Annotated in this window: 10 protein-coding genes; all 10 read right to left on the reverse strand. The window is 69.3% G+C overall.

Annotated features, from left to right (window positions below; all coding sequences use genetic code 11):
- Window positions 1-111 precede the first annotated feature (111 nt).
- Window positions 112-1,563 carry a UDP-N-acetylmuramate--L-alanine ligase gene (gene murC / locus NQ706_RS00680; protein WP_038567741.1) on the reverse strand — a complete coding sequence of 484 codons (1,452 nt, stop codon included), beginning with the start codon at window positions 1,561-1,563 and terminating at the stop codon, window positions 112-114.
- Window positions 1,560-2,660, reverse strand: a complete 1,101-nt coding sequence (gene murG / locus NQ706_RS00685; RefSeq protein WP_038567739.1) for an undecaprenyldiphospho-muramoylpentapeptide beta-N-acetylglucosaminyltransferase — start codon at window positions 2,658-2,660, stop codon at window positions 1,560-1,562. The genes murC and murG overlap by 4 nt, the downstream gene beginning before the upstream one ends.
- A 5-nt stretch (window positions 2,661-2,665) precedes the next feature.
- Window positions 2,666-3,919, reverse strand: a complete 1,254-nt coding sequence (gene ftsW, locus NQ706_RS00690; RefSeq protein WP_038567737.1) for a putative lipid II flippase FtsW — start codon at window positions 3,917-3,919, stop codon at window positions 2,666-2,668.
- Window positions 3,916-5,421, reverse strand: a complete 1,506-nt coding sequence (gene murD, locus NQ706_RS00695) for a UDP-N-acetylmuramoyl-L-alanine--D-glutamate ligase (RefSeq protein WP_038567735.1) — start codon at window positions 5,419-5,421, stop codon at window positions 3,916-3,918. The genes ftsW and murD overlap by 4 nt, the downstream gene beginning before the upstream one ends.
- Window positions 5,418-6,509, reverse strand: a complete 1,092-nt coding sequence (mraY, locus tag NQ706_RS00700; RefSeq protein WP_006946613.1) for a phospho-N-acetylmuramoyl-pentapeptide-transferase — start codon at window positions 6,507-6,509, stop codon at window positions 5,418-5,420. Before mraY ends, murD begins: the two co-directional genes overlap by 4 nt.
- Complete coding sequence (gene murF / locus NQ706_RS00705; RefSeq protein ID WP_038567733.1) at window positions 6,506-7,918, reverse strand: UDP-N-acetylmuramoyl-tripeptide--D-alanyl-D-alanine ligase; 1,413 nt, start codon at window positions 7,916-7,918, stop codon at window positions 6,506-6,508. The genes mraY and murF overlap by 4 nt, the downstream gene beginning before the upstream one ends.
- Complete coding sequence (locus NQ706_RS00710) at window positions 7,915-9,654, reverse strand: penicillin-binding protein 2 (protein ID WP_235182021.1); 1,740 nt, start codon at window positions 9,652-9,654, stop codon at window positions 7,915-7,917. The genes murF and NQ706_RS00710 overlap by 4 nt, the downstream gene beginning before the upstream one ends.
- A 326-nt stretch (window positions 9,655-9,980) precedes the next feature.
- Window positions 9,981-10,466 (reverse strand): hypothetical protein, encoded by a 486-nt coding sequence (locus tag NQ706_RS00715; RefSeq protein WP_404360184.1) that lies wholly within the window; start codon window positions 10,464-10,466, stop codon window positions 9,981-9,983.
- A 140-nt stretch (window positions 10,467-10,606) separates the two neighbouring features.
- On the reverse strand, window positions 10,607-11,578 hold the full coding sequence (gene rsmH / locus NQ706_RS00720) for a 16S rRNA (cytosine(1402)-N(4))-methyltransferase RsmH (RefSeq protein WP_038567732.1): 972 nt from the start codon (window positions 11,576-11,578) through the stop codon (window positions 10,607-10,609).
- Window positions 11,579-11,716: 138 nt separating this feature from the next.
- Window positions 11,717-12,148: a division/cell wall cluster transcriptional repressor MraZ gene (gene mraZ / locus NQ706_RS00725; protein ID WP_006946550.1), complete on the reverse strand. Its 432-nt coding sequence runs from the start codon at window positions 12,146-12,148 to the stop codon at window positions 11,717-11,719.
- Between the last annotated feature and the right edge of the window lie 272 nt (window positions 12,149-12,420).

Below are 12,420 nucleotides of genomic sequence, written 5' to 3' on the forward strand. Positions count from 1 at the left end.
TGGCCCGCCGACCCGAGCGCCACCGCACCCCCGCGGCGACCCGGGACCCCTGAGGCAACGGAAGACCCCCGGCATTCCGCAGAATCCCGGGGGTCTTGGCCGCTGAAAAGATTAACCTTCGACTTCACCTTCACGCGTCTTGAGACCAGTGAGGATGCGCGGGCCGAGGTGCGTGACATCGCCCGCGCCGACGGTCACGACGAGGTCGCCCGGGCGAGCCACGTCGAGCACGCGAGCGAGCGCGTCGTCGGCCGTGGGGGTGAACTCGCCGCGTCCGGACGTCATGCGATCGGTGATCAGCGCGCCGCTCACCCCGGCGACGGGCTGCTCGCGCGCGCCGTACACGTCGAGGACGAAGGCGTGGTCGGCGCCATCGAGCGCCGCGGCGAGACCGGTCGCCGCGTGCTGCGTACGCGAGTACAGGTGGGGCTGGAAGATGACGATGAGTTCGCCGTCGTCCTTGAGCCCGGACGCCGTGCGCACGAGGGCGTCGAGCTTGCCGGGGTTGTGGGCGTAGTCGTCGACGACGCGGACGCCGCCCGCCTCACCACGCGGCTCGAACCGACGCGAGGTGCCGCGGAAGGCCCCGAGCCCGCGCGCGACATCGGCCGGCGCGAGACCGAAACCGTGGACGAGGGCGGTGTAGACGCCCGCCGCGTTGAGCAGGTTGTGAGCACCCGGCACATGCAGCGCGACGTCGTGGACGGCGTCCCCGTCGCGGAGGCTCATGCGCCAGTCGAAACCCTCCCCGCTCTCCGCGACGATACGCACGTCTGCGTCGATGTTGCGCCCGTACGTCAGGACGCGCGCGCCCGCGGCGCGACGGCGCTGGCCCAGGGCCAGCGAGCCCTCGTCGTCAGCGCAGGCGACGAGCAGACCCTGCGGCGCGATCGTCGCCGCGAAGGTCTCGTAGGCACGAGCAAGGTTGGCCGACGTGCCGTAGAAGTCGAGGTGATCGTCCTTGATGTTCGTGACGATCGCGACCTGCGGGTGGTAGACGACGAACGAGCCGTCGCTCTCGTCTGCCTCGACGACGAAGATGTCGCCCTCGCCCGGTGCCGCGTTGACACCGAGCCCCGCGACGTTGGCGCCGATCGCGAACGACGGCTTCTCCCCCGTCGCGACGAGGGCGGCCGTCGCCATTCCGCTCGTCGTCGTCTTGCCGTTGGCGCCCGCGACGGCGAGCCCGCGACCCGCGCGCATGAGCATCGCGAGGCCCTGGCTGCGGTGCAGCACCGGCAGACCGCGCCGTCTGACCTCGACGAGTTCGGGGTTGGCCTCGTCGATGGCGCTGGAGATGACGACGACGGCGCCGTCCGGCACGTCGGCAACGTTCGCGGCGTCGTACCCGAGCTCGATGCGTGCTCCCTGGGCACGAAGGTCGTCGAGTACCGGCAGGTCGACGTTGTCGGAGCCGCTCAGGGTGACGCCCGCGGCGAGGAACAACCGCGCGACGCCGGACATGCCTGAGCCGCCGACCGCGATCATGTGCACGTGTGGCACATCCGCGAGAGCGGGCAGCGGCGCGGCGAAGTCGAACCGCTCGTTCACACCGTTGCTCATGCCCGGCCCCCGGTCGCTGCAGCGTCCTCGACGAGGTCGACGAGGCGTGCGGCGCCATCCGCGTGCCCGCGGCTGCCGGCTGCCGCACGCATGCGGGCCAGCTCGTCGGCGTCCGTCACGAGCGGGATGACGACGCGCTCCACCCAGGCCGCGTCGACGTCGCCGTTGTCGACGAGCAATGCTCCCCCGGCCTCGACGACGTCCGTCGCGTTGAGTCGCTGCTCGCCGTTGCCGATGGGCAGCGGCACGTAGATCGCGGGGATCGCGAGCGTGGATAGTTCGCTCACCATGCCGGCGCCGCTTCGCGTGACGACGAGGTCGGCCACCGCGTAGGCGAGGTCCATACGGTCGCAGTACTCCTCGACGACGTAGCGCGGCCCCGAGGCGGTGGCCGGGGCCTCGAACCCCTTGCCCCGCCCGGTGATGTGCAGGACCTGCACCCCGGCCTCACGCAGCGCCGGCGCGGCCGCGGCGAAGGCCTCGTTGAGACTCGCTGCACCGAGCGAGCCACCGGTGATGACGAGCGTCGGGCGTCCGGGTTCGAGCCCGAAGTACGTCATCGCCTCCGCGCGCAGCATCGCCGGGCGAAGCTCTCGGATCTCGCGTCGCAGCGGCATCCCGACGACCTCGGCGCCCGCCAGCGGGGTGCCGGGGAACGTCGTCGCCGTGTGCGCGGCCCATCGCACGCCGAGCTTGTTCGCCAGCCCGGGCCGGGCGTTCTGCTCGTGGATGACGATGGGGATCCCGGCCTTGCGCGCGGCGAGGTAGATGGGCGTCGAGACATACCCGCCGAAGCCGACGACGACCTGCGGGCGGCGTTCGGCAACGAGCGCCTCCGCCTGGCGCAGCGCCCCCCGGAACGCGGCGGGAAACCTCAGCGCGTCGGCGTTCGGCCGACGCGGGAAGGCGACCTTCGGCACGTAAGACAGCGTGAAACCGCGCTCGGGCACCAGTCGCTCCTCGATGCCGCCAGGGGAACCGACGACCGTGATGACGGCTTCGGTGTGGCGGTCGGTGATCTCCTGCACTGTCGCGAGCAACGGCAGGACGTGACCGGCCGTTCCTCCTCCGGCGAGCAGAACGCGTTCGAGCGTCATGTCAGTCAGCCTTTCCGTCGAGGGAGCACGGCGAGTGTGCGCGCCACGCGGCGCGGTTTGAGGGTGAGAGCTTCGGCGGCACCTGGTTCCTGCCTGGCGAAGGCCAACAGGATGCCGATGCCGAACAGTGTCATGACGAGCGCCGACCCGCCATAGGAGACCAGCGGGAGCGGCACACCGACGATCGGGAAGATGCCCAGGACCGAGCCGATGTTGACCATTGCCTGGAAACAGATCCACACCATGATGCCGGCACTCGCGACGCGGACGAACATGTCACGCGTCTGCGCGATGAGCCGGTAGCACGCGTAGGCGAGCACGACGTACAACGCGAGCACCGTGAGGGCACCCGGCAGACCGAGCTCTTCGCCGATGATGGCGAAGATGAAGTCGTTGTGAGCCTCCGGCAACCACTGCCACTTCTCACGCGAGGCGCCCGGCCCGAGGCCCCACACTCCGCCCCCGGCGAGAGCGTACATGCCGTGCACCTTCTGGTAGCACCCGTCGAGGTCGACGTTGTCGCACCCACCGAGCCAGGCCTGGATGCGCGAGGTCCGGTTACCACTCGTCCAGACCGCGATGGGCAACGTGACGAGGGCGAGGGCCGCCAGCCAACCGAACAACGCCTTGCGCGCGCCGGCACACCACAACATGCCGAGGTAGATGACCGCGACGACCATCGTCGTCCCGAGATCCTTGCCGAGCATGATCAGCCCGATGAGCAGGACGACATAGGGCACGGTGGGCAGGATCGAGCGACGGGGGTCGTGCAGGTAGGCCTGTCGGTTGGACAGGACGAGCGCCACCATGAGGATCAGCGCCACCTTGCCGATCTCGGACGGCTGGATCTGCAGCCCGCCCACTCGGATCCAGTTGCGGTTGCCGAGTACCTCCACACCGATCCCGGGCACCATGACGAGCACCTGCAGGAAGAGTGCGGCGAGCATGAGAGGAAAGGCCATCACCTTGAACACCCGGATCGGCAGACGACTCGTCACGGTAGCCACGATGACACCGACCACGGCGAATACCGCCTGCTTCGTGAAGTCCGAATACGGCGACTGCGTATCCATGTACGACGTCACGCTCGAGGCAGACAACACCATGACGAGTCCGAGTCCGACGAGCATGCCCGCCGAGCCGAGGATCAGGTAATACGTGGCCAGCGGCGACTCGAGCCACTTCAGGCGCCCTCTGAGCTGACGCGAGGCCCCCTGCACCGCAGGCGAATCCCGCCATGACAGGCGCGTCGCCGTCATGCCCCGGATCCGCTGAGTGCCGCGACCGCGTCGGCGAACGCGTCACCGCGCGCGCCGTAGGAGGCGTACATGTCGAGACTCGCCGCTGCCGGTGCGAGCAGCACGGTGTCGCCGCGCTGGGCGGCTGCATTCGCCGCTGCGACGGCCTCACGCATCGCCTCGTCGGCATCGCTCGTCTCGATGACGGCGACGGGCACCTGCGGCGCGTGGGCTGCGAGAGCGTCGGCGATGATGCCCCGGTCACGACCGAGCAGCACCGCGGCGCGCAGCCGCGAGGCGTTCGCGCGCACGAGATCATCGACCTCGGCGCCCTTGAGCAATCCGCCGGCGATCCAGACGACGGGGTCGAACGCCTGCAGCGACGCCTGGGCCGCGGGCGGGTTCGTCGCCTTCGAGTCGTCGACCCAGCGCACGCCGCCGACCTCGGCGACGCTCGCCATCCGGTGCGGCTGGGGCGTGTAGTCGACCAGGCCCTGACGGACGGCGGCGAGCGTCACGCCGTAGCTGCGAGCGAGCGCGGCCGCGGCGAGCGCGTCGGCGACGTAGTGCGGTGCGGAAGCGTTCGGGCCGAGGTCACTCAGGATGGCGAGTTCGGCTGCGCTGGTGCGTCGTTCGGCGATGAAGGCACGGTCGGCGAGGACGTCGTCGACGATGCCGACCATCGACGGCCCCGGCGTGCCGAGCGTGAACCCGATCGCGCGACAGCCGTCGACGACCTCGGCGTCCTCGACCATCGCCTCAGTCGCGGGATCGTCCACGTTGTAGACGCACGCGACCTGGGTGCGCTCGTACACCCGCCCCTTCTGACGCTTGTACTCCTCGTAGGAGCCATGCCAGTCGACGTGGTCAGGGGCGACGTTGAGGCAGCAGGACGCGTACGGCGACACCGTGCGCGACCAGTGCAGCTGGAACGACGACAGCTCGACCGCGATGACGTCGTACGGCTGCGGGTGCAGTACTGCCTCGAGCAGCGGCATGCCGACATTGCCGGCGGCCACCGCGCGCAGCCCCTGCGCCTTGAGCATCGACTCGAGCATCGTGACGGCCGTCGTCTTGCCGTTGGTCCCGGTGATCGTCAGCCACGGCGCACCGCCCTCGCGCGGGCGCATGCGCCACGCGAGCTCGACCTCACCCCAGACGGGGATGCCGCGCGACATGGCGTCCTGCATGATCGGCGCGCTCGGCGCCACGCCCGGCGAGGTGACGATGAGATGCGTACCCTCCGGCGCCGCGTCCATGTGCTCGGCGCCGAACGCGACGTCGGCGCCGAGGACGTCGAGGATCTGCGCGCGCTCGGCCATGACGTCGCTGTGGTCGCGCGAGACGACGCGCACGCGGGCGCCGCGCTCGAGGAGCGCGTCGGCGGCCGCGAACCCGGACACGCCGAGCCCGATGACGAGCACCGACAACCCGGACCAGTCGGCGTCGCGGTGCGTGAGGTCACGCTCCCCCGCGAACGGTTCGTACGAGGGGTCGAGGGCCCACAGGTCGTGCTGGCTCACTGGCTGACGTTCCATTCCGCGTAGAAGATGCCCAGACCGAACGCGACGCACAGCCCCGCGATGATCCAGAACCTGATGACGACGGTGATCTCGTTCCAACCCACCATCTCGAAGTGGTGGTGCAGCGGCGCCATCCGGAAGATGCGCTTGCGTCGGGCCTTGAACGAGCCGACCTGGAGGATGACCGAGAGCGTCTCGATGACGAACAGCCCGGCGAGGATGACGACGAGGAACTCGGTGCGCGTCGTGATGGCGAGGCCCGCGAGCGCGCCGCCGAGAGCGAGCGAACCGGTGTCACCCATGAAGATCTTGGCCGGCGTCGCGTTCCACCACAGGAAGCCGAAACAGGCACCCATGAGCGCCGCGGCGACGACGGCGAGGTCGTGAGGGTCGCGCACGTCATAGCACTTGGCGGCGTGCGTCATCATCTCCGAGTACTGGCAGTTCTGGTTGAACTGCCAGATCGAGATGAGCACGTACGCGCCGAACACCATGACGCACGCGCCGGTGGCGAGCCCGTCGAGACCGTCGGTGAGGTTGACGCCGTTCGAGGTACCCGCGATGAGCAGGTTCGCCCAGATGACGAACAGCAGCAGGCTGACGACGGTGCCGCCGACCGCGAGCGACAGGCTCGAGTCGCGCACGAACGAGATGGCGTAGCTCGCGGGTGTGAGGCCGTTGGAGTTCTCGAACTGCAGTGCGAGCACGGCGAAGATGACGGCGACGAGCGTCTGCCCCCCGAGCTTCTGCAGTGACGTCAGCCCGAGCGATCGCTGCTTCGTGATCTTGATGGCGTCGTCGGCGAACCCGACGAGCCCCAGCCCCGCCATGAGGAACATGACGAGCAGACCGCTCGCGCTCATCGGCGTCATCGTGAACAGGTGGGCGCAGCCGTACGCGAGCAGGCTCGCCGCGATGATGACGGCGCCACCCATCGTCGGCGTGCCGCGCTTGGTGTGGTGCGTCGTGGGGCCGTCGTCGCGGATGAACTGCCCGTATCCCTTGCGCACCAGGAACTTGATGAACATGGGGGTGCCGAACAGAGCGGCGATCAGCGACACGATGGCCGCGATGAGCACGCCCTTCATGAGGTCACCTCCGTGACAGGAAATGCGGGTGTACCGGATTCTTCGACCAACCTATCCCCCAGCATGCGAAGACCCGAGTCACGACTCGACTTGAACAGCACGACATCCCCCGGTGCGATCTGCTCGACGAGCACGTCGTGTGCCGCGTCGATGTCGTCGACGGTGGTGATGGCGTCCGCCGTCATGCCCGCCGTGCGCGCCCCCTGCGCGATGGCCTGCGCGCCCGCGCCGACGACGACGAGGCGGTCGATGCCGAGTTCGGCGGCGAGCTGCCCGACGGCGGTGTGCTCGTCATGCGAGGCCTCGCCCAGTTCGCGCATCTCACCGAGCGCGGCGATGCTGCGGCGTGAGGTACCCATGTGGGCGAGGGCTCGCAGCGCGGCACGCATCGAGTCGGGGTTGGCGTTGTACGCGTCGTTGACGAGCGTCACGCCGCCGCCGACCTCGCTGACCTCCATGCGCCAGCGCGACGCGGCCCCGGCTCCGGCGACGGCCTCGACGACGTCGCCGAGCGCGAGTCCGAGGCTGGTCGCGGCGGCGATGACGCTGAGCGAGTTGCCGACCTGGTGCTCGCCGACGAGGGCGAGACGCACGTCTGCCTCCCCGAGGGGGCAGGTGAGGTGATAGCTCGGGCGGCCGGCCTCGTCGATGCTCACGTCGGTGGCACGGTAGTCGGCGTCCTCGCCGAGACCCACGAGGATGACCTTCGCCTGCGTGCGGCTCGCCATCGCGCGCACCCGCGAGTCGTCGACGTTGAGGATCGCGACGCCGTCCTGCGGCAGCGCCTCCACGAGCTCACCCTTCGTCCGGGCGATTGCCTCGACGGAGCCGAACTCGCCCATGTGCGCCTGTCCGACGTTGAGCACGATGCCGATGCTCGGCGGCGCGATCTTCGTCAGGTACGCGATGTGCCCCACCCCCGAGGCGCCCATCTCGGCGACGAGGTAGCGCGTCGCCTCGTCGATGCGGCAGACCGTCAGCGGGACCCCGACCTCGCTGTTGAGCGAGCCGTAGGGGGCGATCGTCGGCGCGAACCGCGCGAGCACCGCACCGAGCAGATCCTTCGTCGACGTCTTGCCCGACGAGCCGGTGATGCCCACGATCTGCAGGTTGGGTGCACGGTCGACGACGGCGCGCGCCACCTCGGCGAAGGCGAGTTCGACGTCGTCGACGACGACGCACGAAGCACCGTCGACCGCTCGCTCGCCGAGAACTCCGGCAGCGCCGACCGCCAGCGCGGCCGGGACGAAGTCGTGCCCGTCCGCGTGCTCACCGACGCGCGCGACGTAGAGCGAGCCGGCGGCGCACTCGCGCGAGTCGGTGACGACGGGACCGGTGATGCGAGCGTCGGGGCCGACGAGGCGTCCCCCGGTGACGGTCGCGATCTCCTCGAGTGATAGTTCGATCACTGGGACGACGACTCCTTCGAACGGTATTCGATCGGATAGGGCAACTTGTCGCTCTTGTTCGGGGGAATCTTACGGTTCTGCAGGGCGTACCCCATGACCTTGGAGAACACGGGCGCGGCGAGGTCGCCACCGAAGGTGCCGGACTGCGGCTTCTGCAGCGTCACCGACACGATGAGCTGCGGATCCTTCGCGGGCGCCATGCCGATGAAACCCGCCGTCACGCCGTCGTACGTCTTCTTCTGCGCGTCGTAGCGCTGGGCCGTCGAGGTCTTGCCGGCGACGTCGTACCCGTCGACGGCCGCGAGCGGCGCCGAGCCCTCCTTCGACACGACGCCCTGCATCATGCCGATGAGCTCGCGCGAGGTCTTCTCACTGAACACGCGCGTCGGCGTGCGATCGTCCTGCGGCGCCTTCATCGTCCCGTCGGCGTCCTGCACCTTCGACACGAGGCTGAGCGGCGAGCGCACCCCACCGTTGGCGATGGTCTGGAACAGCGCCGTCTGCTGCACCGCAGAACTCGCGAGGCCCTGACCGAACATCACGGTGTACCACGTGTCCCCCACCCAGTTCTTGACGGGCGGGACGATGCCCGCGGACTCGCCGGGAAAGCCGATTCCGGTCGTCTTGCCGAGCCCGAACTTCATCATGTACGAGTACAACGTCTCCTTGGGCATCTTCTCGCCCGCGAGGATCGTGCCCATGTTCGACGATTGTGCGATGACACCGGCGAGGGTCAGGTACTCGACGCCGTGGGGGTGCGAATCCTGGAACGGGCGCCCGGCGCGCTCCAACTTGGCGGGCACCTCGACGTGCGTCGTGGGCGTCGCGAGGCCCTCCTCGAGGAGCGCGCCCGCCGTCACCATCTTCTGTGTCGAACCGGGTTCGAAGGTGTCGGTGAACGCACGGTTCTGCAAGGCGTCGGACGCGGCCGAACTCATGTCGTTGTTGTCGAAGCTCGGGTAGCTCGCGGTCGCGAGAAGGTGCCCCGCCTTGTCGGCGACGACGATCTCGCCCGACTGCGACTTCGTCTTCTTGACGGCCGCGACGAGTTCGTTCTGCGCGTACCACTGGATGTCGTTGTCGACGGTGAGCTGCACGGCCCGGCCGCTGACGGGCTGCTGGTCGAGGTTGTCCCCCGTCGCGATCGGCTCGCCGTTGCGGGCGCGCTCGATCTGGTGGATGCCGTCCTTGCCGCGCAGCTGCGCGTCGAGCATCTGCTCCACCCCGCCGCCGGGCACACCGGCCGAGTTCACCCAGCCGACGAGCGGGGCGACGGAGGTGTGCTGCGGGTATTCACGCTTCTGACGCAGTTCCGAGGAGATGCCGGGCAGCTCCAGCGCCTTGAGCTGGCTCCACTGCGCCGGCGTGATGTCCTTCGCGAGGTACACGAAGCGGCTCTTTCGCTTGCCCGCCTCGTCGAGCTTGCTCGCGTAGTCGCTCGCGTCGCCGCCGAGCACCTGGGCGAGTTGTGCGCTCACGCCGTCAATGCCCTTGGGCGACTTCTTCGAGTTCTTGCGGTACTGCGAGGCCGCAACAGGGTCTCCCGCGATGTCGCGGCGTTCGACGCTGCGGGCGAGGACCGCACCGTTCTCATCGGTGATGGTGCCGCGCGCGGCGGGCACGTTGGTGCGCGTGAGGCGCTGCGTCAGCGCCTGCTGGGACAACTCGTCCGCGTTCCACCACTGCACGCTGAACAGTTCGTAGGCGAAGATAGCGAACACGAGCGTGAATGCCATGAGCATGAGTCGCGAACGTCGGCGCGGGTGCCCGACGGCCGCGAGACGTGCCCGGGCGGGTTCGTTCCAGCGCACCGGGCGGCCCTGGCCGTCGCTGTTCTGACGAACGCGTCGCGCACCACCACCCGCAGCCGGCCGTTCGCGAGGCCGATCCTGACCCTGGGGTCGTCCATGTCGCCGGTTCTGCGCCGGAACCCGACCGCGAGATTCAGGACGCTGGGAGCCGTCGGGACGGGGGCGGCGAGGCTGGCCGGGCTGAGAGCGCCGGGGTCGATCCACGTCAGCTCTCCTCGTCCCGCTCGTCCACGTCGTGCTCGCTCTACGTCTTACTTGCTCGTCTTCTTGGCCGCCTCGGACTTCTTCGCCGCCTCGGACTTCTTGGCCGCCTCGGCCGCTGCCTTCTCCTTGGCTCGAGCCTGCGCCTGCGCCACCGGGTCGGTGATGTGCAGACCGACGGTGCCGCTGGCGATCACCTCGCCGGCCGCCTTGCTGGCGGGGGTGCTCGGGAGCGTGTTCACACTAAGCGCCGTGCCCGCCTGGCTCGGGTGTGCCACGCCGAGCTTCTTGCCCGTGTCTCGACTCACATAGGTGATCGACGCCGGCTTGCCCATGCCGTAGCTCTCGGCCTTCAGCGTGAGCTCCTCGGGTGCGGACACGGCCGAGATCTCGCTGTCGAGCGCCTGCTCTCGCTCGTTGAGCGTCGAGACGTCACTGCGCAGCGTCGAGAGGGTGAACGACTGCTCGGCGCGCATCGTGTTGAGGAACAACAGCGCCAGCGCCGAGGCCACCGCGACGAGGACGGCGAGCGCCATGAAGCGAGTGTGCCCGGCGCGCTCGGCGGTGGCGACCTGAGTCGCCGGCCGAGCCGGACGCGCACCGGAACGGGCCGAGGTGGCGCGGGGGCGACTCGTCGTCACTCGACGAGGGGCGCGGGTGGGGGCGGCCAGCTGGGTCATGACTGGCTTCCTTTCGCTCGGGTGCGTTCGATGACTCGTAATCTGACGGAGGCACTGCGGGGGTTGCGCTCGAGTTCGTCCTCGCTCGGGACGGCGGCGCCCCGGGTGACGAGCGCGAACTCGGGACGGTGCTCGGGTAGTTCCACCGGTAGACCGGGCGGCGCGGTCGAGGCGGACGCGGTTGCGAAGGCGCGCTTCGTGATGCGGTCCTCCAGCGAGTGGAACGACAGCACGGCGAGGCGTCCGCCGACGGCTAGCGAGTCGAGCGCCGACGTCACAGCCTGCTCCCAACCGCGCAGTTCGTCGTTGACCTCGATGCGCAGGGCCTGAAAGGTGCGCTTGGCCGGGTGGCCGCTCTGACGCTGCGAAGCGAGCGGGATGACCGAGCGCAACATCTCGACGAGCCGACCCGACGTCGTCCACGGCTGCTTCTCGCGCTCCTTGACGACGGCGTGCGCGATCTTGCGGGCGAAGCGCTCCTCGCCGTACGTCTTGAGGATGCGCTCCAACTCGTCCTGGCTGGCGGTGTTGAGGACGTCGGCGGCCGTGGGCCCGTCGCTCGTCTGGTCCATCCGCATGTCGAGTGGCGCGTCGGCGCGGTAACTGAAGCCGCGGTCGAGCTCATCCAGCTGCAGGCTGGACACGCCGAGGTCGAACAGCATCGCGTCCGCGGGGCGGGGCAGGACGTCGGCGACCTCGGTGTTGACGGCGTGCACGCCTTCGAAGCGGTCACCGAAGCGGGCGAGGCGTTCACCGGCCAGACGCAGGGCCTCGGTGTCACGGTCGATCCCGATGGCGCGGGCCTCGCCGAAGCGCTCGAGCACGGCCTCGGTGTGGCCACCCATGCCGAGGGTGGCGTCGACATAGAGAGCGCCGGAGCGCGCGAGCGAGGGGGCGAGAGCGTCGAGGATCTCGGTGAGCATGACGGGCACGTGACGATCGGCTGCGAGGCCACGTGACATCTCCATCGGTGCTCCGTCGCTCGAATCGGGGTGGGCGGCATTCGGCCGGCGGCGCTGCTGTCGCCAGGGCCCCCGCCGCTGGGCTTCCGGCACCGGGGAAGGTGTGTCGGATTCTCAGCGGCCGGAGACCTCGCGACAGCAGGGCTACAGCAAACCGGGAACGACTTCTTCGGCCTGCTCGGAGAACGGCTGTTCCGCGCCGGCGAGGTAGTCGTTCCACGCCTGCGTGTCCCAGATCTCGACGCGGTTGCCCGCACCGATCACCGTGCATTCCTTCGAAAGACCCGCGTACTCGCGCAGCAGCGGCGGGATCGTCACACGGCCCTGCTTGTCGGGGATCTCGTCGGAGGCCCCCGAGAGCAGGACGCGCTGATAATCACGCACCGCACGCGAGGTGACGGGTGTCGTGTTCATCGCGGCAGCGATGCGCTCGAACTCGTTCATCGGAAAGACGTACAGGCAGCGTTCCTGCCCACGCGTCATGACGAGGCCCGCAGCGAACTTCTCGCGGAACTTTGCGGGAAGGATCATGCGGCCCTTGTCGTCGAGACGCGGCGTGTGGGTACCCAGAAACACGGCTGGGCACCTCCCGTCACCGATCTCGCTCCGATGACCCCCACTCTACTCCACTTCACCCCACCATGTCGCCCCATCAGGCCTGATCTCGTGATCTGGGCAGAGCGATTTCCGCGTCATTGCACGGCTGACGGCGGGTGGGGCGCGGTGGAGGGAAAAAGCCGCCGCTCCCCGACCGTGGGGGCGCGGGGTCCGGCTCGGTCGACGGCTTCACGGCCACGGCACCTCGTCGAGAGCGCATGTGGAGCGATGTGGAGGAACCCGGTGGAGCG

It is taken from the genome of Dermacoccus sp. BD5, from assembly GCF_044878485.1.
In the GTDB taxonomy this organism is placed as follows: domain Bacteria; phylum Actinomycetota; class Actinomycetes; order Actinomycetales; family Dermatophilaceae; genus Dermacoccus; species Dermacoccus nishinomiyaensis.

Bases quoted from the DNA above. Each gene is read 5' to 3' on its own strand.
- murC (WP_038567741.1), bottom strand. From the start codon at position 1,563: ATGAGCAACGGTGTGAACGAGCGGTTCGACTTCGCCGCGCCGCTGCCC.
- murG (WP_038567739.1), bottom strand. From the start codon at position 2,660: ATGACGCTCGAACGCGTTCTGCTCGCCGGAGGAGGAACGGCCGGTCAC.
- ftsW (WP_038567737.1), bottom strand. From the start codon at position 3,919: ATGACGGCGACGCGCCTGTCATGGCGGGATTCGCCTGCGGTGCAGGGG.
- mraY (WP_006946613.1), bottom strand. From the start codon at position 6,509: ATGAAGGGCGTGCTCATCGCGGCCATCGTGTCGCTGATCGCCGCTCTG.
- NQ706_RS00710 (WP_235182021.1), bottom strand. From the start codon at position 9,654: ATGGCATTCACGCTCGTGTTCGCTATCTTCGCCTACGAACTGTTCAGC.
- NQ706_RS00715 (WP_404360184.1), bottom strand. From the start codon at position 10,466: ATGGCGCTCGCCGTCCTCGTCGCGGTGGCCTCGGCGCTGGCGCTGTTG.
- rsmH (WP_038567732.1), bottom strand. From the start codon at position 11,578: ATGGAGATGTCACGTGGCCTCGCAGCCGATCGTCACGTGCCCGTCATG.